This window comes from Maritimibacter alkaliphilus HTCC2654 (assembly GCF_000152805.1).
Classification (GTDB): domain Bacteria; phylum Pseudomonadota; class Alphaproteobacteria; order Rhodobacterales; family Rhodobacteraceae; genus Maritimibacter; species Maritimibacter alkaliphilus.
The window spans coordinates 3,595,372-3,617,145 of the sequence record NZ_CH902578.1 but is presented as its reverse complement, the minus strand read 5'-3'; the positions used below and the strand labels follow the sequence as shown (position 1 = coordinate 3,617,145).

The window sequence follows — 21,774 nt, the reverse complement described above, 5'->3', positions numbered from 1 at the left end:
CCCGGCGTTAAGTTCCGATCACTGGATCGGCTCGCTGCCCTCGTCGTTGAATTTCTCGTTGAGCTGATGCCACGCGAAAGCGCGCCCGTCGGGGTAGACCGCGATCACGCGATCCACGCCGTCGTGGATGTTCTTTTCGCTGAGAAACGCCACCGCCTGACCGTCCTCCAGATCGGTGCCGATTTCCTGCGCGTCGAAGCAATCGAACCAGCCGGGCGCGTTGAGCGGCGTCGGCTCGGGATAGGCCACGTAGGTCTCCTGCATCGTCGGGCTGGACATGCCGGCGGTAAAACAGGCGCGGAACCGGATCGGGCTGGACGTGCCGTCGATGGCCTCGATGTCATCCGCGATGATCGGCTCGGCCAGACCGGTCGAGATGTTGACCATCGTGAAGCTCACCTCTTCCGCGTTCACCCGGTCGTAATAGGCATAGACCTGCGTGTAGTAGAGGACGATCCCGAAGATGAGTGTGACCACGACGATGAACCCCGCAACAAGTTTTCCGCTCACGCCGCGCTCTCCGCGCTGAACCCGCCCGCCTCGGTCTGCACGAAGGCGTCGGCGCAAAGCTTGGCGAGCGCGCGGACGCGGCCGATATAGGCCTGACGTTCTGTGACTGAGATCACGCCGCGCGCGTCGAGCAGGTTGAAGATGTGGGAGGCCTTGATGCACTGGTCATAGGCCGGATGCGCCATGACGATGCGCTTGCCGGTCTTGGGGTCTTCGGCTTCGTGCGACAGGATCGACTGGCACTCGCGTTCCGCATCCTCGAAATGGCGCAGCAGTTTTTCGGTATCCGCCGCGTCGAAGTTGTGGCGGGAGTATTCCTCCTCCGTCTGCCGGAACACGTCGCCGTAGCTCAGGGGGATGGGCGACTGCGGGTCGTTGAACGGCATCTCCATAACGTGATCGATGCCAAGCACGTACATCGCGAGGCGCTCAAGGCCATAGGTCAGCTCGCCCGAGACCGGGCGGCAGTCATGCCCGCCGACCTGCTGGAAATAGGTGAACTGGCTGACTTCCATGCCGTCGCACCAGACCTCCCACCCCAGACCCCAGGCGCCCAGCGTCGGGCTTTCCCAGTCGTCCTCGACGAAGCGGATGTCATGGAGCGCCATGTCGATCCCGATGGCCTCGAGCGAGCCGAGGTAAAGCGCCTGCAAATCCGGCGGCGACGGTTTGATAAGCACCTGATATTGATAGTAATGCTGAAGCCGGTTCGGGTTCTCGCCATAACGCCCGTCGGTGGGGCGGCGCGACGGCTGGACATAGGCCGCGGCCCATGCGTTCGACCCCAGCGCGCGCAGCGTCGTGGCCGGGTGGAACGTGCCCGCGCCGACCTCCATGTCGTAAGGTTGCAGGATCGCGCAGCCCTTGGACGCCCAATAGGTCTGAAGCCGCAGGATGATTTCCTGAAAGCTCTTCGGTTTCGTGAATTCGGCCATTTCGTCACCTCGCGCGATGTCCGCGTCTCAATAGGACTGCCACAGGTCAGGGTCAATCGACCGGGCCGATATTGACCTCGCCGGATGGGTCATGTGTTACTGATCCGAATGAAATTTGCAGGGGCCCCGAAGGGGCAAAGAGGACATATGAAGCGGCTCACCGGGGCGATCACACTATTTGCGGGACTCATGGGAAGCACGTCTGCTTTCGCTCAGGATACCTTCTGGGTTCAGGTGGAGGCGAACACGACCCTCACCGAAGCGCAGAATGCCACGCGGCTTTATGATTCGGAGCTCGACGACGTGGTGGGTTTCCGCCTCGGTGCCTCCGGTTGGTATGCCACCGCGCTCGGCCCCTATTCCGAGACCGAGGCTGCCGCCGTGCTCGTCGATCTGATCCGCAGCGGCGCGGTGCCGGGTGATGCCTATGTGTCGGACGGCGCGGCCTTCGGTCAGCAGTTCTGGCCCGTCGGCGCGAACAGCCGGACCGAGGCGGACGAAACGCCCGCGGTCACGGAAACGCAGGCGGAAGCGCCGGTGATTGTGGCCGAGCCGGAGCCAGAACCCGAGCCGATCGTCCCCGAAGAGACCCCGCAGGAAGCGCGCCAGTCGGAAGCCCAGCTTGACCGGGAGGCGCGCGAGGCGCTTCAGATCGCCCTTCAGTTCGAGGGCTTCTACACTTCCGGCATCGACGGCGCCTTCGGCCCCGGTACGCGCGGCGCGATGGCGGCCTGGCAGGAAGCCAAGGGATACGAGGCGACCGGCATTCTGACGACCCGACAGCGCGACGAGCTGATCGGCGACTACAACGCCGTGTTCGACAGCCTCGCGCTCGCCTCGGTCATGGATCAGGACGCGGGCATCGAACTTATCATGCCGACGGCCATGGCCGACTTCGACCGTTACGAGGCCCCCTTCGCCCATTACGAGGGCGATCAGGGCGTGCGCGTCGTGCTGATTTCGCAATCCGGCGGACAGTCGACGCTTTACGGGCTTTACGACATCCTCCAATCGCTCGAAGTCGTGCCGACACAGGGCGAACGCTCGCGCGGCGAGAACAGCTTCGAGATCACCGGATCGAACCGTGACATCGTCAGCTACACCTATGCCGAGGTCGTGGACGGGGCGGTGAAGGGCTACATGCTGATCTGGCCCACCGGCGACGAAAAGCGCCGCAACATCGCGCTGTCGGCGATGAAGGACGGGTTCACGTCCACCGGGCCGACCGTGCTCGACGACAACGCCGGGCTGGACGAGGCCATGCAGAGCGTGGACCTTGTGTCCGGTCTGGAGATCCGCCGGGCCGACCGGGCGCGCACCGGGTTCTACGTGGCGGGCGACGGCACCGTGCTGACCACCACCGAAGCGGTCGCCGGATGTTCCCAGATTACGCTGGACGAAAGCTACCCGGCCAGCGTCGTCGCCACGGACGAGGCGCTCGGCGCCGCCATCGTGAAGCCGGAACAGGCGCTTGCCCCGCTTGCGGTCGCTTCCCTGTCCTCGGGCGAGCCGCGCATCAAGTCGGACCTCGCGGTCGCGGGCTATTCGTTCGGCGGGCGGCTGTCCTCGGCCACGCTCACCTTCGGGCAGTTGGCGGACATCAAGGGGCTGGACGGCGAAGACAATGTCTATCGGCTCGACCTCGAAGCGCAGGATGGCGATGCGGGCGGTCCGATCGTGGACAATGCCGGGATGGTGCTGGGTATGCTGAAATCCGACAGCGACGGGAGCCGCCAGTTCCCCGACGAAGTGTCCTTCGCCACCAAGGCCCCGGCGCTGGCCGCATTCCTCGAGGCGAACGGCGTGGTCACGGAACCCGTGACCCCGGCTTCGTCCCTGTCGCCCCACGCGCTTGCGGTGAAGGCCGCCGATATGTCGGTGCTGGTCAGCTGCTGGGAGTGAGGCGCGCCGCCGTTTGAACAGGAAAACGCGCCCTCCGGGGCGCGTTTTTCGTATCAGAGCGCCGAAAGCGCGGTGTCGAGGGCCTGCCAGAGCGGGTCCACGGGTTCGATCCCGACCGACAGGCGCACGAACCCCGGCGCCACGTCATCCCCCCAACGCGCGCGCCGTTCGGCCGTCGAATGGGTGCCCCCGAACGACGTAGTCGGCGCGAGCATCGCACAGCCGTTGATAAACGCTTCCGCCGCCGCCTCGTCTTTGAGCGTCAGACCGATCAGAAACCCGAACCGTGTCATCTGTTTCGCCGCGACGGCATGGGCGGGGTCGCCTGCAAAGCCCGGAAACCGAACCTGCCCGACCGCCGGATGATCCGCCAGCCGTTCGGCGATCACCTGAGCATTCGCGCACATCCTGTCGAACCGGACTTCCAGGGTCTCCAGCGACCGATGCAGAAGCCATGCCTCGAACGGGCCGGGGATCGCGCCCGACAGCTTGCGCCACTGCGTCACCTCGTCGAGCAGCGCCGCATCGCGGGTCGCCACATGCCCCATGAGCACATCGGAATGCCCGCCGGGCGCCTTGGTGTCGGACGCGACGACCAGGTCTGCGCCAAGGTCCAGCGGGCGCTGTCCGAACGGGGTCATGGTCGTGTTGTCGACGACGCTCACCCCGCCCGCCGCACGAATGGCTGCACAGGCCCCGGCAAGGTCGATCACGTCCAGACCGGGGTTGGAGGGGGTTTCGAGGAACACGAGGGCGAAGCCGTCATAGCCGCCTTCGGAAAAGGCGACGGTCGGACGTTCGACGACCTCGACCCCCAGCTTGGCAAAGTAACGGTCGGCCAGAAGCCGCGTCGTGTAATAGCCGTCGGACGGCACCAATATCCGGTCGCCCGCCTTCAAGACCGCGAACAGCGCCGCCGAGATCGCCGCCATGCCCGAGGGGAACACGCGGACCGGCGCGTCTTCGATCAATGCCAATGCCTCTTCCACCGCGTCCCAGACCGGGTTGTCCATCCGGCCATAGCCCGCCACCCCCGGCTCGGGGTTTCCAGGCAGGTTGAACATGGACGCCATCGTGAGCGGCAGGGCGAGCGGATCGCCCTTGGCCAGCCCTTCGGCACGCAGGTGTTGCAGGCGCGCGGCGCGCTTTTCGTCGGACATCAGCCCCTCCAGAACCGCATGGTGAACAGAACGTAGACCGACAGAAGCTCAAGCCGCCCGACCAGCATCGCTGCGGTCAGGAGCCACTTGGCCGTGTCGTTCAACGTCGCGAAATTGCCGGACGGCCCGATGGTATCGCCCAGACCCGGCCCGATGTTCGCGATCGCCGTCGCGGCCCCGGAGAGCGAAGTCACCATGTCCAGCCCGGTCATGCTGAGAAGCACGGCGAGAATGCCGAGCGAGACGACGAACATGACGAAGAACGCCATGACCGACGACAGCACCGCCTCGGAGATCGGCCGCCCCTCGAACCGGGGGGTGAACACGCCGTGGGGCGCGAGGATCTGCATGATCCGGGCGCGGATCGCCGCGATCAGGATCTGGTAGCGGAAGATCTTGACCGAACAGGCGGTCGACCCCGCGCAGCCCCCGATCAGGCCCAGAAAGAAAAAAGCGACGATTGGGAACGTGCCCCAGAGCTGGTAGTCGACGCTGGCATAGCCGGTGCCGGACATGATCGAAGTCACGTTGAACACGCCCTCGCGAAAGCCATGTTCGAAATGGTCGCCATTGGCCACGAGGCGGTAGATCGTCATGACCAGCGTGATGACAAGGATCGTGCCCAGATAAGCGCGGATCTGGCTGTCGCGAAACAGCGGCTGGGCCGTGCCCGCGACAAGCTGGATGTAGCGCACGAACGGCAGCGAGGCGAGGATCATGAAGACGGCCGCGACGTATTCCGGCGCGCCCTGATAGACGCCGAAACTGGCGTCATGGGTCGAGAACCCTCCGGTCGACATGGTGGTGAAGGCGTGGTTGATCGCGTCGAAGGGCGTCATGCCGACGAGCAGATAGGCGAGCACGTTCAGGATCGTCAGGGCAAGGTAGATCCACGTGATCCGCCCCGCGATTTCGGCGGCACGCGGCAGCACCTTGCCCATCGTGTCGAAGGCCTCCGAGCGGAAGATCTGCATCCCGCCCACGCGCAGTTCCGGCAGGAACACCATCGCGACGACGATGATCCCGATACCGCCGAACCATTGCAGCATCGAGCGCCAGACGAGCAGTCCCTCGGGCATCGCGTCGAGCCCCGAAAACACCGTCGATCCGGTGGTGGTGAGGCCCGACATCGCCTCGAATATCGCGTCGACCGGGCGCGCCTGAATCTCGCCGAAGATGAAGGGGAGCGCGCCGAACAGCGGGAGCGCCACCCAGATCAGCGTGGTCAGCAGGAAGGTCTGTTGAACGGACAGCCCCCCGCCCACACCGTTCGCCGTCGCGATGGACATAGCCGCGCCGAACGTCACCGTGATGATCGCGGATTGCAGGAACACCGTCCAATCCGGGCGACCGAAGAACAGATCGACCATCATCGGCAGCAGCATCGTCACCCCGAGCACGGCGACGACCAAACCAATGACGTAGACCACGGGGCGCAGATCGAACATATGAAAGCACTGGCCTTGCCCGCGAGGACTGTCAAGCGAGAGCGAACGCCCGTGCGCGGGATGCTTGACAAGTTGTCGCACCCCCTGCGACGCTCATCTCGGACAGGGGAGGAACGTGTCGCGTCCGGGCTGGGGGACGAGGCAATGGAGGCCTGTCATGTCCAACATCCGCTATCTGCCCTACGCGCTTCTCGTCCTCGCCATCCCGGCGGGTATCGCGCTGGCCTTCGCCATGCCGTTCTGGGGCGGCGTCATCGCCGCGCTCGGCGCGGTGGGGGCGGCGGTCGGCACCTACGACCTTGTCCAGCGCAAGCGCGCGGTGCTCAAGAATTATCCGGTCTTGGCACGCATCCGGTTCCTGCTGGAATCGATCCGGCCCGAAATCCGGCAGTATTTTCTGGAAAGCGATCACGAGGAGGTGCCGTTTTCGCGCGAGCAGCGCGCGCTCGTCTATCGTCGGTCCAAGGGGCTCGAAGGGCTGCGCCCGTTCGGATCGCTGCGCGACCAGCATCAGGTCGGGCACGAGTGGATCAACCACTCGCTCATGGCGCGGCATCTCACCGACCACGACTTTCGCGTGACCTTCGGCGAGGGGCAGTGCGACAAACCCTATTCGGCGAGCGTGCTGAACATTTCCGGCATGTCGTTCGGGGCGCTGTCGCCCAACGCGGTCGAGGCGCTGAACATCGGCGCCAAACGCGGGAACTTCGCGCAGACCACCGGCGAAGGCTCGATCAGCCGGTTCCATACCAAACATGGCGGTGATCTCGTCTGGCAGATCGGGTCGGGGTATTTCGGATGCCGGGACGAAGCTGGGCGTTTCTCGCCCGATGCCTTCGCGGCCCGTGCCACCTCCGATCAAGTGAAGATGATCGAAATCAAGCTGTCGCAAGGGGCCAAACCGGGCCACGGCGGCATCCTTCCGGGTGCCAAGGTCACCGCCGACATCGCCGAGGCGCGCGGCATTCCCATCGGGGTCGATTGCCTGAGCCCGCCCGCGCACTCGGCCTTTTCCACCCCGGTCGAGATGATGGGATTCATCGCGAAGCTGCGCGACCTGTCCGGCGGCAAGCCCGTGGGCATAAAGATGTGCGTCGGCCACCCGTGGGAGGTGTTCGCGATCTGCAAGGCGATGGTCGAAACCGGCGAGCACCCGGATTTCATCACCATCGACGGCTCGGAAGGCGGGACCGGAGCCGCACCCGCCGAGTTCGCCGATCACATCGGCGCGCCGCTGCGCGAGGGGTTGATGCTGGTGCAGAACGTGCTCGTCGGCCTCGGCCTGCGCGACAAGATCCGGCTGGTCTGTTCCGCCAAGCTCATCTCGGCCTTCGACATGGCGCGGGTCTTCGCCCTTGGGGCCGACACCTGCAACATGGGGCGCGGCTATATGTTTTCATTGGGCTGCATTCAGGCCCAGACCTGTCACACCGGGAAATGCCCCACAGGCGTCACGTCGCAGGATCCGGGCCGCTACCGGGCGCTGGACGTGAACGACAAGGCCGCGCGCGTCTATTAATTCCACGAAAACACGCTGAAGGCGCTGGCCGAGACGATCGGGGCCTCGGGCCTGACGCATCCCAAAGACCTGAAGCCCGACCACCTGATGATCCGCATCAACGCACGCGAGGTGCGCTCGGCCCGCTCGCAATACGACTGGGTCGAGCCGGGGGAGTTGCTGGATCACAACGTGACCCACCCGGCCTTCGCGAAATTCTGGGACATGGCCCGCGCCGACAGTTTCGCCGCCGCCGTCTGAGGTCAGCGCGGCTTCACGTCTATGACCACGATCCCTGTCTTCTGCTCGGTGGCGACATGGGCGTAGGCCGCCGAAATGTCGTCGAGGTCATAGTGACTGTCGATGACCGCGCGATACCGTCCGTCCGCCAGCATGTCGCCCAGAAACCCGATGACCTCGCGCGGGTCGCGCGGCATCCCGATGACCACGCGGCGCGAGCGTGTGATGGCGGACCAGAGCGACAGCCAGACGGTCTGCCCCCAGGGGCCGAGGTCGGAGGCGTAATATGCGCCTTGGGGTTTCAGCAGCTTGCGACAGGCGGGATAGGTCGTCTTGCCCACCGCGTCGAAGACAAGGTCGTAGCGTTCGGGCCGGGCCGTGAAATCCTCGGTCATGTAATTCACGACCAGATCGGCCCCGAGCGCGGCCGCAAGGTCCGTGTGGCGCGTGCCGACCACCGCCGTCACATGCGCACCGCGCGCCTTGGCGAGTTGGACCGCTGCCGTGCCGATGGCCCCTGACGCGCCGTAGATCATGACGTCCTGCCCGGAGGCGAGCCCGAAGGCTTCGAGGTTGCTGTGCGCGTACCACGCGCCCTCCCCCACCACCGCCTCGTGAAACGCGAGCGTCTCGGGAATATGGCCAATCGCGCCGTCTTCGGACACGGCGACCCATTCGGCGTGGCATCCATACCGCGATGGCGAGAGGCCGAAGACGCGGTCGCCGATGGAGAAACGGCTGGTGCCGGGGCCGACCTCGACGACGACGCCGGCGAAATCAATGCCGAGCACCGGGTGTTTCGGGCCGGTCAGCCCGGTGACCAGACGCGCGAACCACGGGTGGCCGCGAAGGGTTTCGCGGTCGGTCCGCGTCACGGTGGTCGCGTGGATTTCCACCAGAACCTCGCCCGCCCCCGCGACAGGGCGTGGCATGTCCCGGATCTCCACCACGTCCGGTGGTCCGTATTTCGGCGCGAATGCTGCTTTCATGTCCCGGTTCCCCCGGGACAGACCTTAGCCCTGATGGATCAGGGTTGAGAAGAGGCGCGGGTCGAGCGATTGGGCGCGGAACGTCTCGCCCTCGGTCAGGATCGACACGGCATCGTGGCTGTGCAGGCTTTCCTGATGGCTTGCGACCACGCGGAAATCCCCGATCCGGTCATCTGCCTTGAGCTGTTCGGTGAAGAGCCGCGCGGCGTCCTCCACGAAGATCGGGTTGGCGGCGTTCAGTTCCGCGAACGCCTGTTCGTCTTCGCGTTTCACCATCACCTGCGTTTCGGTCGGCACGGCGGCGCGGCACAGCTCGATCAAGTCTTCGAACCACAGGCAGCACTGGCCCGGCGCGACCTCGACCGACACCCGCGCGACCGAACGCTGCGAATGCGGCGTGGCAAGCTGGCCGCGCGTCTGGCGCGCGTGCTCGCTCAGTTCCAGCGAGCAGGGGCAGGTCGACGAATAGACATAGTCGAGGTGCATGAAGTGGCGGCGCACGCCCTTGGTTTCGACCAGTTCAAGCGCGATGTTGTAATACTGATAGCCTTCCAGCCCCGACCGCAGGCTTTTCACCTTCATCGGGAAGGAAAACGACATTTCGATCCGCGCGTCGAGGCTTTCCAGATCGGTCTTGTAATCGTCGAGCGCGGCTTCGATCACTTCGAACGAGAACGTCTTTTCGGCATGGGCATAGAACGAGCGCATGATGCGGCTCATGTTGATGCCCTTCTTCTCGGCCTCGAGGCTCACCGTGCCGGTGACCGAAGTTTCGAGCTGAAGATCGCCGTTGTCGCGGGTGCGGTAGCGCAGCGGCAGGCGGAAGTTCGAAATCCCGACATGCTGAATGTCCTGCCGCTCGCCTTGGATAAGCGAGGCGGGGCCGTTCTGAAGATCGGGGAGCGTCGCCTTGTAATCCGCATCCGCCTCGAAGTCTGGATCGTAGGTGCGCGACAGCGCCGGATAGTTCGACACCTCGCCACCGGGCAGAAGCCGCGAAATCGCGGGGTCCAGTGCGGCCACCTCTTCCGGTGTCGCCCCGCGCGCCCAGTCGCGCAACGTCTCCAGCGCAGCCTTGGCATCGTCGAGTTCCGGCGCGGCAAGCACCTTGGACGGAATATGGTTCATGGCAGGCCCTCCCGGACTGTCCGCGGCCCCATATGTGGGGTCCGCTTCAGGGATTTACCAGCTTACGTCTGCCGTGTCGCGTCAGATCACCGACAGGGCTTGTTCGATATCCGACAGGATGTCCTTGGGGTCTTCCAGCCCGCAGGAAAACCGGATCAGCCCGTCGGTGATGCCCAGCGCATCCTTCTGGTCCTGCGGCAGCCGCTGGTGCGTGGTCGTCGCCGGGTGCGTGGCGATCGACTTGGCATCCGCGAAGTTGTTGGAAATGATGATGAATTCCAAGGCGTTCTGGAACCTGAACGCCCCGTCCTTGCCCCCCTTCACCTCGAACGCCAGCACCGTGCCGCCCGACGGCGCCTGAGCCTTGGCGATGTCGTATTGCGGATGCGACGGGTGCAACGGATAGCTCATCCGGCTGATTTTCGGATGGTCGGCCAGCGCGTTCGCGATGAACAAAGCCGTGTCGGACTGTGCGCGCACGCGCAGGTCGATGGTTTCGAGCGCCTTGAGGTGCGTCCAAGCCGCGAACGGATTGATCGCCCCCCCGGTGTGCTTCATGTAGGTTTCGATCGGGCCACGGATCAGCTCTTTCGAGCCGCAGATCGCACCGCCGAGCATCCGGCCCTGCCCGTCCACGTGCTTGGTCGTGGAATAGACGATCAGGTCCGCGCCCAGATCCGCCGCATAGGAAAAGACCGGCGTAATCATCGCGTTGTCCACGATGACGAGCGCGTCGTTCCTGTGCGCCACGTCGATCACGTGTTTCAGGTCGATGACCTCCAACGTCGGGTTCGAGATCGATTCAAGGAACACCAGCCGCGTGTCCGGGCGGATCGCCGCCTCCCACGCCGCGTTGTCGGTGCCGTCGACCAGCGTGATTTCCACCCCGAACCGCCCCAGCACCTCTTCGATCACGTATAGGCATGACCCGAACAAGGCGCGGCTCGATACCACGTGGTCGCCCGCCTTGGTCAGTGCCATCAGCGCGCCGTTCACGGCCGCCATGCCCGAGGTGCAGGCGAAGGCATCCTCGGTCCCTTCGATCTGGGCGAGGCGGTCTTCGAACATGCGGTTGGTCGGGTTGCCGTAGCGGGCATAGATGAATTCGTCATCGCCTGCCTCGACGAACCGCGCCTCGGCGGCTTCGGCGGAGGGATAGGAAAAGGCCTGCGTCATGAACATGGCCTCGGACAACTCGCCATACTGACTGCGCCGGATGCCGCCGTGCACGGCGCGGGTGCGTTTCGAATACTTGTCCATGTCGCCTCTCCAACAAAAAACGCCCAACCGGAAAGCCGGGGGCGTTCATCGTCCCAGACCTCTTTAGCGGAGTGATTAACGTGGCCCGCAATCCGGAAGACAAATCGCCACGGCAATCGCGATAGCCCCAGACCCGCGTCAGGTCAAGGTGGCCGATGTTTTACAGCACCGTTACGCGCGGGTCATGGGGCCTTTACGGAGGTGCAGCATTCTGGGTCGGAATGAGGCAACCGGGCATGGGTCCATGGTGCAGGTCATCGTCAACGCCGGGCAGAACGGGCTGGAGTTCGACCGCGCCGCGCTGTCCCGGGCGCTGGCCGATCTGCCACCGAACGCCCCGATCGTGATCCTGATCCACGGCTACAAATACGCCCCCGGCACCGAGGGGCATTGCCCGCATCGGACGATCCTCGCCGAACGGGCCCCGCGCCGGAACTGGAAGGTCATCTCGTGGCCCCGGCATCTGGGCATCGGGGGCCGGGCCGAAGGGCTGGTCATCGCGTTCGGCTGGAACGCCATCGGGTCGATCTGGCAGGCCTATCGCAACGCGGGCGACGCTGGACGCGCGCTCGCCGGGCTGATCGCCACGCTCGACCGCTCCGTTCACATGCTCGGCCATTCGCTCGGCGCCCGCGTCGCGCTGTCGGCCACCGCCCATGCCCCGGCCGGTCGGATCGGGCGGCTGGTGCTGATCGCGGGGGCCGAGCTGCGGTCGCGCGCGCGGGCCGCGATGGCATCGCCCGCAGGGCGGCTGGCGGATGTGCTGAACGTCACGAGCGGCGAGAACGCGGTCTTCGACCTGATGCTGGAGGCCGTCATGGGTTTTCGCGGTCGCGCTCTGGGTGCGGGGCTTCCCGGCCTTGCAGGCTGGACCGACCTGCCCGTGGACACCCCTGCGACGCGCGCGCGGCTCGCCCGTTTTGGCTACCGCATCGGCGCGCCCTCACGAAAAATCTGCCATTGGAGCCTTTACCTGCGCCCCGGCCTGTTCCCGCTCTACGCCGCCGTGATCCGCGGCGACCTGCCGTTTGCATGGCTTGGCGAACCGACCCACTCCCGCGCCCACCTCTTGCCCTTCGCTTGGAATACGTCATCCTGACCCCCGACAAGGAGGCTCACATGACACAACCCATCGAACTCCACTACTGGCCCACCCCGAACGGCTGGAAGATCACCATCGCGCTCGAAGAAATGGGCCTGCCCTACGACGTGCACTACGTGAACATCGGCAAGGGCGAGCAGTTCGAACCGGACTTTCTGAAAATCGCGCCCAACAACCGGATGCCCGCCATCGTGGACCCGGACGGGCCGGACGGCGCGCCCGTTTCGATTTTCGAAAGCGGCGCGATCCTGCAATACCTCGCCCGCAAGACCGGCCAGTTCTGCGGCCCGACCGAGCGCGACCGCATCGCCGTGGACCAGTGGCTCATGTGGCAGATGGGCGGCCTTGGCCCGATGGCGGGACAAGCGCACCATTTCCTGACCTACGCCCCCGCGATGGACCCGCCCAACGACCTGCCCTACGCCAAGGATCGCTACCGGGCCGAAACCGGGCGGCTCTATGGCGTGATGGACCGGCGGCTGGCCGAAGCCGAGTATCTGGGCGGCGACTTCTACTCCATCGCCGACATGGCCTGTTATGGCTGGGCGTCTCTGTGGGAGCGTCAGGAGCAGACGCTGGACGACAAACCCAACCTCGCCCGCTGGCTGGACACGGTGGGCGCGCGTGAGGCGGTCAAGGCAGGAATGGCCGTGGGCGCCGAGAAACGGTCGAAACTGCAAGACGACAAGGACGCGCAGAAGGTGTTGTTCAAACGGTGACGCCCCTGAAACGCGTCATCCTGCACATCGGCCTGCCCAAGACCGGCTCGTCGTCGATACAGGCGTCGCTGTCGGGCGTGGACACGGGCGAGGTGCGGGTGGTGCGGTTCGGTGAGACCCTGTTTCACAACCTGCCGCTCGCGACGCTCCTGTCCGACGACCCCGCCCGGATGCGCCAGCACCTGAACCGGGGGCATTCGCCCACGCAGGTCGAGGCACGGCGCGCCCGCTGGGATGCGGCATTCGACACGGAACTCGCACGACGCACACCCACGCTGGTTCTGTCCGCCGAGGTCATATCGAACGCGCCGCCCGACAAACTCCACGCGCTCGCGGACCGGATCGAGGCGTCGGGGCGCAGGCTGGAGGTCTTTGCCTATGTGCGCGAACCCATCGGGCTTTTCGGATCGGCGCTGCAACAACGGCTGAAGCTCTTCGACCGCCTGCCCCGCGACTTCGACCCGTTCCAGTATCGAAAACGGCTGGAGCCATGGCTCGACCGCCTGCCGCGCGAGCGGATCACCTTGCGCGACTTTCGACCCGAGGCGCTGGCGGGTGGCTCTCCCGTGCAGGACTTCGCCGCGCATTGCCGCGTCGCGCCCGATGCTTTCAAAGAAAAACGGCGGAACGAAAGCCTCAATGCCGAGGTGACACGGCTTTTGTGGATCTTCAACGATGCCATGCCCGTCTCGACCGGCCGTCCGCGCCTTGCCGAGGCGCGCAAAGGGTTCCTGCGCCTGTTGAAACAGAACATCGACGGCCCGCGTTTCGCGGCGCCCGTGGCCTGCATCGACCCGGACAGGCTGGACGCGGAACTCGACTGGCTCGCGACCAACACGGGTATCGACTATCGACCCGACGTTGCGCCGTTCCGGCCCGACATGACCGCCGCGCCCCTCGACCCCGTCATGCGAGAGCTTGCCCCTGAAACGGTTGTGCGATTGGACGGATTGGTCGCAAAGGCCGGTCTGACCCTGCCCCAAGGGGCAGGTCCGGGCCGCAAACTGGCCGCGCTCTACCTCGCCCAACTGGCGCCGGAACCGCTTGAGCGCGAACGCTCGGAGCGCAGCTTCGCCGCACGCATCAAGGCGCTTTTGCGTTTGAAAGAAACGTCAGGCGGTTAGCCCGCTTCAACGCCCGCTCAGGCGTCCGCCTTATCCTCGTCCGTGCCGTATTTCTGGAACACGCCGGACTGGGTCATGAAGAAAACGAAGATCGCGAGCGGCAGGCCAAAGGTCTTGAAGTTGACCCACATATCGGTCGACATCGTGCGCCACACCACCTCGTTCAACACCGCGAGCACCGCGAAGAACATGGCGAGGCGCTTGGTGATAATCATCCAGCCCTCGTCGCTCATCGGGACCGTGTGATCCATTATCATCTTGATGTAGCTCTGCCCGCGCAGGATGCCGAACATCAGGATGAGGAAGAAAAAGACATACAGGATCGTCGGCTTCATCTTGATGAACCGCTCGTCGTTGAGCCAGATCGAGATACCGCCCATCACCGCGACCAGCACCACGGTCGCGATCTGGATGGCCGAGATCTTGCCGGTCACGCGCCACAGCAGGAAGGTGCAGATCGCCTGCAACGGGATGAACCCGGCGGTGACGGCGAGGAAGCCCTGATATTCGCGCCCGCCCACGGTGAAGCTCATGTCGCGCACGAGCATGTAGCCCACGAAGAACGCGATGATCGGCCCGTATTCGAGCGCGGCCCTGAGCCAGGGGTTCACCTTTTTCTCAGCCGTGTCCTGGGTGTTGGTGTCGGTCGTGTCGGCCATGGTTGGTTCGCGCCCTCGTGCCTCGGATGGATCACCGCCTATTTAACCCCCCATTTCGACGATTACAGCCCCCAGCGCGATCAAACCCATGAGTGTGACCCGTCGTGGCCCCGTGCTCTCTTTCAAGACCAGCCAGCCGATCAGGGCCGCGAAAACGGTCGATGTTTCGCGCAGCACCGCCGCCTCGCCCACATCGTCGAGCCGGGTGGCGAGCATGATGGACCCGAACGAGAAATAGGCGACCACCCCGCCGGTCAGCCCCCGCAGCGCGAGAGGGCCGGGCGCGGGGCGGTCGGACATGCGCGCATAGCGGATCGCGGCGACGACGGCGAAGGTGATGCCGTCGAGCATGAAGAACCACGCCAGAAAGGTGAACGGATCGGGGGTGGCGCGGATTCCATAGGCGTCGACGGTCGTATAAAGCGCCACGAACAACCCGGTGACCACCGCCATGGCCAGCGCGGGCTTGAGCTTGTCGCGCCCCACCTGCCAGTGCTTCAGGTTGTATAGCGCAAGGCCATAGATCGCCGAGACGAGCAGCGCGACGCCCAGCCACTGTATTGCCGTGAAATGCTCGCCGAACAGGATACCCGCCCCGATCACGGTGAAAAGCGGGCCGGTGCCACGCACGACCGGATAGACCACGGTGTAGCTGCCCAGCGTATAGGTCACGCCCTGCGCGATCTTGTAGAGGATGTGGATCACCATGATCAGCGCGAAAAGCGGGATCAGCGAGGGATCGGGCCACGGCACCACGAAAAGCGCGAACGGCGCGGCCATCAGGCCGTAGGACGCATCAATCGCCCCGCGCGACAGCCACGGATCATGCCGCCCCTTCTGGAGCGCACCGAAAAGGGCGTGAAGCAGGGCCGCGAGTATCGCGAGCGCGAGGGCCGCCGTATGTCCGGCCTCGGTGCCTTCGAGACCGCGAATCCATTCGCTCATCCGCGCTGATTACAGCGACATTCCCCGAGGTGCACGAGGGATTCCGCGGCCCCTGCCCTGACGCTCGCTGTCGGCCAGACGTGCGGCCATCGCGGCGTCCATGGGAATCGTCAGCCGCCCGATCGGCATGGGGCGCGCCGCCTTGTCCTCGGCCCGGTTCACGCGGCGGCGGTTGATGAAGGGCGCGATATCCAGTGACTCGCGCCAGGCATCCTGTATCTCGACCGTATCGGCGAGTTCGTGGGCGGCGTCCGCCAGCATCCGCCAGGTCAGCCGGCGCATGTATTCGTCGGTGCGAAACGCCCCGATCAGCCCCGCCTCGGCCACGCGCACGGTATCGCCCGCCCGGATCAGCGCGGCAGCGCCCACCACCTCCCAGTTCGCAAACAGCACGGCCCGCGCCAGCACGTCGGCCATGACCGAATACCCCGCCTGCCCGTCTTCGGGATAGGGATCGGAAATCGCAAGCCGCCGCGCCTCGGCGACGAAGGACATCGCGGTGCGGGTTCCTTTCAGAAGGAGCGTGGGTTCTGTTGCTCTGCGTCGGGCCATGCCCTGAAATCTGCTCGTTGTGGTCAGGAAAACCTGACTTGTGATGATGACAATATCGCACATAGCCGTCGAATTTGAAAACAATTGGGCAGAAGTCCCGGTTTTTTTGCGTCGCCGGGAAAAGCGGTTAACAAGGGAAATCCCGCGTCGATCCACGCCGCCGACGCCCGCCCGGCCCTATGGTCACGCCCCGAAACCCGCGGCGATTCGGCCCTTCGGATTCAAAAGATTCACGTAAGATAAACATTCAGCGTGATCGGGCGCCCATGTATACTGGGAGTATTATTGTCACGGCGTGCCGGTTCGACCGTCCGCCCCGTCATTTCCGTCAGGAGCCGAACGATACACAAACTCAGGCTGCTCAAATCCGCCAAGGTCATCCATATCCTCGTCTCGGACCCCTATTCCAATCGTGACATGCTCGACCCTTGGAAACGCATTCTGAACGGCGAAGAGCCGGACATGGACGTGGGCCTTCCCGCGATCATCGACGGTGGAAACCTGCGGTTCGTGAAGGCCGGCACCAGCGATGCCGCGCGGGTCGCGATGGAGCGGCGCAGCTATGAGGACGTTCCGAAAGAGGGGCTTGTCGCCGTGGTGGTGCCGAACCTCGCCATGCTGATGCTGCATCGTCTGTTCGTCATCTATTCACAGCTCAACGGGTTGAAGGACGAGCGTGAGTTCTATGGCACTGTGAACCGGGACAAGGCGGTCGACTGGCTCGCCCGCAAAATGAAGCTCGACCCGGAAACCACGCGGGCCCTGCGGCAGGAGGTGCATGACCTCGCGGCCGAGGACGCGTAAGGGTCAAAGCCCGGTCAGCGCCTTGGCGAAATCGTCGGGGTCGAAGGGGGCCAGATCGTCGATCTGCTCGCCCACGCCGATCGCATGGATCGGCAGGCCGAACTTGTCGGCCAGCGCGACCAGCACGCCGCCCTTCGCCGTTCCGTCGAGCTTGGTCATGACCAGCCCGGAGACATCGGCGAGTTTCTGGAAGGTCTGCACCTGGCTCAGGGCGTTCTGCCCGGTGGTGGCATCCAGCACGAGAAGCGTGTTGTGCGGCGCACTGTCGTCGATCTTCTTGATGACGCGGACGATCTTGGCCAGTTCCGCCATCAGGTCTTCGCGGTTCTGGAGCCGGCCCGCCGTATCGATCATCAACAGGTCGGCACCGTCGGCCCGCGCCTTGGTCAGCGCATCGAAGGCGAGCGAGGCGGGATCGGACCCTTCGGGCGCGGTCAGCACCGGCACGCCCGCGCGTTCGCCCCAGACCTGAAGCTGCTCGACGGCGGCGGCGCGGAACGTGTCGCCCGCCGCGATCACCACCGACTTGCCAGCCGCGCGGAACTGCGAGGCGAGCTTGCCGATGGTCGTGGTCTTGCCCGCACCGTTGACGCCGACGACCAGCACGACCTGCGGGCGGTTCGGATAAAGCGGCAGCGGCTTGGCCACAGGCTCCATCACCCGCGCGATTTCCTTGGCGAGGATTTCTTTGATCTCCTCGACGGAAACCTTCCGGCCCAGACGCCCCTCGGCGATGTTGGCCGATACGCGCAAGGCCGTGTCCACGCCCATGTCGGACGCGATCATGAGTTCCTCGAGGCTTTCGAGCATGTCGTCGTCCAGCACCCGGCGCACCACGGTCGTCTTGGCCGCGCCGCGCCCCATGAGGCGTCCGAAGAACCCCGGCTTTTCGCCCCGCGCCTCGCCCGTGTCCGGGCTTTGCGTGGGAATTTCCATCGGCGTGAGGTCCGGCTTCGGGTCCGCCGGTTGCGGCGTCTCCAGGGGCGTCGGGTCCGGCGTCACGTCGGGCGTTTGCGGGATCTCGGACGGCCCCGGCGGCGGTGTGGTCGGCGCGTCCGGCTCCGGGTCGCTGTCCGGGGTGGGAATCTCGGTGGGCGGCGTATCCGGCGTCGGCTCGGTCGGCGGGGTCACCGGATCGGGCTGGGGCACGTTTTCCGGTTCCGGGGTCGGCTCGGGCGCAGGCTCCGGTTCCGCATCCGGCCCCGGCCCGGGCGCTGGTGTCGGACCGGGGGGCGGCGTCGGTTCGGGCTGGGCCGAAACGGCCTCTTCCTCGACCCCGCCATCCTCGACGATCGCCTCCAGCCCCTGTTCCAGCTTGGACGAGGATTTGGTCAACCGGTCCTTGAGTTTAGAAAAAAACGACATGACGCCTCCGCAGTTCGTTTTCACCTAATCGCGATTTCGCCGATATGGAAGCCTCAGGCCGACAGGATCATCGCCTGTCCCGCGATGTAGGCGATCCAGATCGCCCAACCGATCCGGCCCGTCAGCGGATTGTCCTCGTCCAGCCGGAAGAGCTGGAAGGCCAGCAGCGTGTCGGAGGCGATGAAGAACGCGGCCCCCAGAAAGGCGGTCCCCATCGGCATGGTCAGCGCGGCAAGGCCCATGAGCGTGATGAGCACGACATAGGCGCGCACCGGCCACCTGAGTTCCATCGTGTAGGGGATGAGCCACACCTCGACCGCCAGCGCGTAGGCCACGAGAAACACCGCCATCGGCGTGTTCAGCACGAAGGCCTCCCACAGCGGCGACTGCGACAGGACCAGAAAGTGAAACACGTAAAGCAGGTGCGCCAATGCGAAGGCGGCGAGACCGAACTGGAACGTCTGACGCCCGGTCCGCGACAGCGCCATGTCGCCCAGCGCCGACAGGAACAGCCCCGCGACGAGGAAGGCGGTGTTCCCGGCCTGCCATGCCGCATAGGCGAAGAATATGAGCGGCAGAGCCTTGACCACGGTGCGTGGCCAGTTCGGCTCGTCCTCGGTCATCGGCAGATAGACCAGTGCTGCGAGGATGCCGGTCCAGACGAGCAGAGGTGCGATCATGACGTCTCCTTCCCCCGCGCGGCAGAATGGCGAGAGGCCGCCACAGGTCAAGGTTTCATTTGCCGCAGTCCCAACAGGCTCTTTCCGCAGCGCGGCACGGGCGGTATCATTTGGGCATGAACCATCCGGTCCGTGCCTATGCCTTCGCCACCCTGACCCCGGTCGTGCTCATCGCGGTCGGCGCGGTCGCGGGCGGGGCATGGGTCTGGGCCGCGTTCCTTTACATGACGCTTTTCACCTTCGGCATGGATCAGTTGATCCGGGCGATGGACCCGCCCGCCGACCCGACCCGCGAATTGCCCGCCGCCGACGGGCTGTCGGCTTTGCTCGCCATTCTGCATTTCGTGCTGCTGGCACTGGTCATCCGGGCTTTGGCGACCGGCGGGCTGCATCCGGCGAACTGGTTCGCGCTGTTCGCGGCCGCAGGCCTGTTCTTCGGGCAGGTGTCCAATTCGAACGCGCATGAGTTGATCCACCGGACCCGGCGCCCGCTCTTCGAGCTTGGGAAATGGGTCTATATCTCGCTTTTGTTCGGGCACCACACCTCGGCGCATACCAAGGTGCATCATCGATATGCCGCGTCACGGCAAGACCCGAACTCGGCGCGCGAGAACGAGGGGTTCTATGCGTTTTCGCGCCGCGCGTGGCTGGGAAGCTTCGTCGAAGGGTATCGCGCGGAAAAGGCCGACCTCGCGCGACGCGGCACGGGCGGGATCAACCCCTATGTCACCTATTGCGCCGGGGCCTTGGCCTTCGTCGCGGCCTCGGCGATCGTCTGGGGCTGGGCCGGGCTGGGCGCACATCTCCTCCTGTCGTGGTATGCGACCACCCAGCTTCTTCTGTCCGATTACGTCCAGCACTATGGGCTGACGCGCGCGACACGGGACAATGGCAAGCTGGAGCCGGTCGGCCCGCAGCACAGCTGGAATGCCGGGCACTGGTTCTCGCGCCACCTGATGCTGAACGCGCCGCGCCACTCCGACCACCATGCGCACCCGTCGCGGCCCTACCCGGCACTGGCCACCCATGACGATGCGCCCACCCTGCCGTCGACGTTGCCCGCAATGGCCGCGCTCGCGCTGTTTCCGAAACTCTGGCGTCGGGTGATGAACCCGGTGCTCGCCCGATACAAAGGACGCCCCGCATGATCCGCGCCGCCCTGCTCGCCTTCTGCCTGCCGCTGACAGCCGTCGCCGCGGAAAGCGAACGCCTCACCCCGCAGCAGTTCGAGGAATATGTGACCGGCAAGACGCTGATGTACGGCTTCGACGGGCAGAACTACGGCGGAGAGGATTACCTGCCGGGTCGAACCGTGCGCTGGTCCTTCCTCGACGGGCGCTGCAAGTCCGGGCACTGGTATCCCGACGACGGCAACATCTGCTTCATCTACGAGGACAACCCCGAGCCGCAGTGCTGGTCGTTCTTCCTGCGTGGCTCGACACTGGTCGCCCGGTTCGAGAACAACCCGGAATACGAAGAGCTTTACGAGACCGGGGAAAGCGAAGAACCGCTTCTGTGCCTCGGCCCCGAAGTGGGCGTCTGACCTCAGGCCTCGGCGATCACCTGCGCGGCGGCGGACAAGGCGCCGTCGCCATGCGGGATCGAAAGCGCCTTGAGCCCGGATTCGATCACGCCCAGCGCGCCCAGCATCATGTGGGCATTGATGTGACCCATGTGCCCGAGCCGGAAGAACCCGTCGCCGTTCGGGTCGCCCGGCGCCGACATGCCTAGCCCGATGCCCAGCGTCACGCCGCCGTTGTCCTGCACCCAACGGCGCAGCCGGCTGCCGTCATGGGCGCCAAGGCTCAACGCCGTCACGGCGTGGGAGCGTATGGCGGGGTCGGCCACATTGATCTCCATCGGTCCGCCTTGGCCCCAAGCCTCGAACGCGGCCCAGGCCGTGCGGGCGAGCACGGCGTGGCGTTTCCAGACCGCTTCGATCCCGCCCTCTTCCGCGATCAGGTCGAGCGCGGCGCGCAGGCCCAGCAGGTGGTGCGTGGGCGCGGTGCCCCCGAAGAACTGGTAGAACCGCTCCGGCTCGATCCGCGGAGCCCAGTCCCAGTAATAACTGACATTCGGGTTCTGCGCCGCGCGCGCCTTGTCGTTCAGAAACACGAAACCCAGACCGGGGGGCGTCATCAGCCCTTTCTGGCTGGCGGCCACCGTCACATCGACGCCCCACGCGTCCATCTCGTAGACGTCGCAGGCGAGCGAGGCGATGCAATCGACCATGAGAAGCGCGGGATGCTCGGCCGCGTCGATCGCTTCGCGCAGCAGGGGGATATCGTTGCGCACGCCTGTGGCGGTGTCGGTCTGCACCGTCAGCACGGCCTTGATCTTGTGTTCGGTATCGGCGCGAAGCGCGGCCTCGACCCGCTCCGGGATGACGGCGGATTTCTTGCCGAAGTCGATGAGTTGCGTCTTGACGCCCAGCCTTTCGCAGACCGTGCCCCAGATGCCTGCGAACCGCCCGGTGTCGAGTACCAGCGCCATGTCGCCAGGGGCGAGAAGGTTCATCGCGGCCGCTTCCCATGCGCCGTGCCCGTTCGCGATATAGATCGCGACATGGCCTTGGGTCCGCGCGACCGCCTTCAGGTCCGGCACCATGTCGGCCACCATGTCGACCAAGGCGCCCTCGTAGATATTGGGGGCCGAGGTGTGCATCGCGTTCAGCACCCGCTCGGGGGACACCGAGGGGCCGGGGATGGCAAGGTAATCGCGGCCGAATGACAGGTTCATGGCAGGCTCCGGTTT

At 65.3% G+C, this 21,774-nt stretch carries 22 protein-coding genes and 1 riboswitch; of the genes, 9 read left to right on the top strand and 13 right to left on the bottom strand.

Going from position 1 to position 21,774, the window contains the following annotated elements:
• Positions 1 to 18: 18 nt before the first annotated feature.
• Both RB2654_RS18770 and RB2654_RS18765 read right to left on the bottom strand, forming a co-directional pair.
• Positions 19 to 510 carry a DUF6446 family protein gene (locus RB2654_RS18770; RefSeq protein WP_008334772.1) on the bottom strand — a complete coding sequence of 164 codons (492 nt, stop codon included), beginning with the start codon at positions 508 to 510 and terminating at the stop codon, positions 19 to 21.
• Positions 507 to 1,445: a glycine--tRNA ligase subunit alpha gene (locus RB2654_RS18765; protein ID WP_008334770.1), complete on the bottom strand. Its 939-nt coding sequence runs from the start codon at positions 1,443 to 1,445 to the stop codon at positions 507 to 509. Before RB2654_RS18765 ends, RB2654_RS18770 begins: the two co-directional genes overlap by 4 nt.
• 189 nt (positions 1,446 to 1,634) lie before the next feature.
• On the opposite strand from RB2654_RS18765, the gene RB2654_RS18760 reads away from it, so the two are divergent.
• Positions 1,635 to 3,347, top strand: coding sequence for a serine protease (locus RB2654_RS18760; protein ID WP_085986940.1), 1,713 nt, complete (start codon positions 1,635 to 1,637; stop codon positions 3,345 to 3,347).
• 53 nt (positions 3,348 to 3,400) lie between these two features.
• Here the strand turns inward: RB2654_RS18760 and RB2654_RS18755 are convergent, their stop codons facing one another.
• Positions 3,401 to 4,507 carry a cystathionine gamma-lyase gene (locus RB2654_RS18755; protein ID WP_008334768.1) on the bottom strand — a complete coding sequence of 369 codons (1,107 nt, stop codon included), beginning with the start codon at positions 4,505 to 4,507 and terminating at the stop codon, positions 3,401 to 3,403.
• Positions 4,507 to 5,955 (bottom strand): TrkH family potassium uptake protein, encoded by a 1,449-nt coding sequence (locus RB2654_RS18750; protein WP_008334767.1) that lies wholly within the window; start codon positions 5,953 to 5,955, stop codon positions 4,507 to 4,509. Before RB2654_RS18750 ends, RB2654_RS18755 begins: the two co-directional genes overlap by 1 nt.
• A gap of 157 nt (positions 5,956 to 6,112) precedes the next feature.
• Here RB2654_RS18750 and RB2654_RS18745 point away from each other — a divergent pair, with 157 nt between their 5' ends.
• Positions 6,113 to 7,474 (top strand): FMN-binding glutamate synthase family protein, encoded by a 1,362-nt coding sequence (locus RB2654_RS18745; RefSeq protein ID WP_008334766.1) that lies wholly within the window; start codon positions 6,113 to 6,115, stop codon positions 7,472 to 7,474.
• A gap of 87 nt (positions 7,475 to 7,561) precedes the next feature.
• A complete protein-coding gene (locus tag RB2654_RS23945) occupies positions 7,562 to 7,714 on the top strand; it encodes a hypothetical protein (RefSeq protein WP_008334765.1) in 153 nt (50 codons plus the stop codon).
• Positions 7,715 to 7,716: 2 nt separating this feature from the next.
• Here the strand turns inward: RB2654_RS23945 and RB2654_RS18740 are convergent, their stop codons facing one another.
• The 3 genes from RB2654_RS18740 to RB2654_RS18730 all read right to left on the bottom strand — a co-directional run bounded on the left by RB2654_RS18740 (position 7,717) and on the right by RB2654_RS18730 (position 11,070).
• Positions 7,717 to 8,682 carry an NAD(P)-dependent alcohol dehydrogenase gene (locus RB2654_RS18740; protein ID WP_008334764.1) on the bottom strand — a complete coding sequence of 322 codons (966 nt, stop codon included), beginning with the start codon at positions 8,680 to 8,682 and terminating at the stop codon, positions 7,717 to 7,719.
• Between the two features lie 24 nt (positions 8,683 to 8,706).
• Positions 8,707 to 9,810 carry a GTP cyclohydrolase FolE2 gene (gene folE2 / locus RB2654_RS18735; RefSeq protein WP_008334763.1) on the bottom strand — a complete coding sequence of 368 codons (1,104 nt, stop codon included), beginning with the start codon at positions 9,808 to 9,810 and terminating at the stop codon, positions 8,707 to 8,709.
• 81 nt (positions 9,811 to 9,891) lie between these two features.
• The gene (locus tag RB2654_RS18730) at positions 9,892 to 11,070 is read right to left on the bottom strand and encodes an aminotransferase class I/II-fold pyridoxal phosphate-dependent enzyme (RefSeq protein WP_008334762.1); all 1,179 of its coding nucleotides are present in this window, start codon (positions 11,068 to 11,070) and stop codon (positions 9,892 to 9,894) included.
• A 42-nt stretch (positions 11,071 to 11,112) separates the two neighbouring features.
• Positions 11,113 to 11,191: riboswitch (SAM riboswitch) on the bottom strand.
• A gap of 123 nt (positions 11,192 to 11,314) precedes the next feature.
• Here RB2654_RS18730 and RB2654_RS18725 point away from each other — a divergent pair.
• From RB2654_RS18725 to RB2654_RS18715, 3 genes are read left to right on the top strand one after another with little or no spacing between them, the layout of a single operon-like run.
• Positions 11,315 to 12,169: an alpha/beta hydrolase family protein gene (locus RB2654_RS18725; RefSeq protein ID WP_008334761.1), complete on the top strand. Its 855-nt coding sequence runs from the start codon at positions 11,315 to 11,317 to the stop codon at positions 12,167 to 12,169.
• 20 nt (positions 12,170 to 12,189) lie between these two features.
• Positions 12,190 to 12,891, top strand: coding sequence for a glutathione S-transferase N-terminal domain-containing protein (locus RB2654_RS18720; protein WP_040885257.1), 702 nt, complete (start codon positions 12,190 to 12,192; stop codon positions 12,889 to 12,891).
• On the top strand, positions 12,888 to 14,015 hold the full coding sequence (locus RB2654_RS18715; protein ID WP_008334759.1) for a hypothetical protein: 1,128 nt from the start codon (positions 12,888 to 12,890) through the stop codon (positions 14,013 to 14,015). Before RB2654_RS18720 ends, RB2654_RS18715 begins: the two co-directional genes overlap by 4 nt.
• Positions 14,016 to 14,032: 17 nt before the next feature.
• On the opposite strand, the gene RB2654_RS18710 is transcribed toward RB2654_RS18715, so the two are convergent.
• From RB2654_RS18710 to RB2654_RS18700, 3 genes are read right to left on the bottom strand one after another with little or no spacing between them, the layout of a single operon-like run.
• Positions 14,033 to 14,674, bottom strand: coding sequence for an inner membrane-spanning protein YciB (locus RB2654_RS18710; protein ID WP_008334752.1), 642 nt, complete (start codon positions 14,672 to 14,674; stop codon positions 14,033 to 14,035).
• A gap of 42 nt (positions 14,675 to 14,716) precedes the next feature.
• Positions 14,717 to 15,619: an EamA family transporter gene (locus tag RB2654_RS18705; protein WP_008334750.1), complete on the bottom strand. Its 903-nt coding sequence runs from the start codon at positions 15,617 to 15,619 to the stop codon at positions 14,717 to 14,719.
• Between the two features lie 9 nt (positions 15,620 to 15,628).
• Positions 15,629 to 16,171, bottom strand: a complete 543-nt coding sequence (locus RB2654_RS18700) for a hypothetical protein (protein WP_148912623.1) — start codon at positions 16,169 to 16,171, stop codon at positions 15,629 to 15,631.
• 285 nt (positions 16,172 to 16,456) lie between these two features.
• Here RB2654_RS18700 and RB2654_RS18695 point away from each other — a divergent pair, with 285 nt between their 5' ends.
• Positions 16,457 to 16,975, top strand: a complete 519-nt coding sequence (locus RB2654_RS18695; RefSeq protein WP_148912624.1) for a hypothetical protein — start codon at positions 16,457 to 16,459, stop codon at positions 16,973 to 16,975.
• A gap of 3 nt (positions 16,976 to 16,978) precedes the next feature.
• On the opposite strand, the gene ftsY is transcribed toward RB2654_RS18695, so the two are convergent.
• Positions 16,979 to 18,340 carry a signal recognition particle-docking protein FtsY gene (ftsY, locus tag RB2654_RS18690; RefSeq protein WP_008334745.1) on the bottom strand — a complete coding sequence of 454 codons (1,362 nt, stop codon included), beginning with the start codon at positions 18,338 to 18,340 and terminating at the stop codon, positions 16,979 to 16,981.
• Positions 18,341 to 18,393: 53 nt separating this feature from the next.
• Positions 18,394 to 19,020, bottom strand: a complete 627-nt coding sequence (locus RB2654_RS18685; protein WP_008334743.1) for a lysoplasmalogenase family protein — start codon at positions 19,018 to 19,020, stop codon at positions 18,394 to 18,396.
• Between the two features lie 116 nt (positions 19,021 to 19,136).
• Between RB2654_RS18685 and RB2654_RS18680 the strand changes: the two genes are divergently transcribed.
• Together RB2654_RS18680 and RB2654_RS18675 are read left to right on the top strand one after the other, a co-directional pair.
• A complete protein-coding gene (locus RB2654_RS18680; RefSeq protein ID WP_008334741.1) occupies positions 19,137 to 20,168 on the top strand; it encodes an alkane 1-monooxygenase in 1,032 nt (343 codons plus the stop codon).
• Positions 20,165 to 20,563 carry a hypothetical protein gene (locus RB2654_RS18675; RefSeq protein ID WP_008334740.1) on the top strand — a complete coding sequence of 133 codons (399 nt, stop codon included), beginning with the start codon at positions 20,165 to 20,167 and terminating at the stop codon, positions 20,561 to 20,563. Before RB2654_RS18680 ends, RB2654_RS18675 begins: the two co-directional genes overlap by 4 nt.
• A gap of 2 nt (positions 20,564 to 20,565) precedes the next feature.
• Here the strand turns inward: RB2654_RS18675 and RB2654_RS18670 are convergent, their stop codons facing one another.
• Positions 20,566 to 21,759 carry a pyridoxal-phosphate-dependent aminotransferase family protein gene (locus tag RB2654_RS18670; RefSeq protein ID WP_008334739.1) on the bottom strand — a complete coding sequence of 398 codons (1,194 nt, stop codon included), beginning with the start codon at positions 21,757 to 21,759 and terminating at the stop codon, positions 20,566 to 20,568.
• Positions 21,760 to 21,774: the final 15 nt, after the last annotated feature.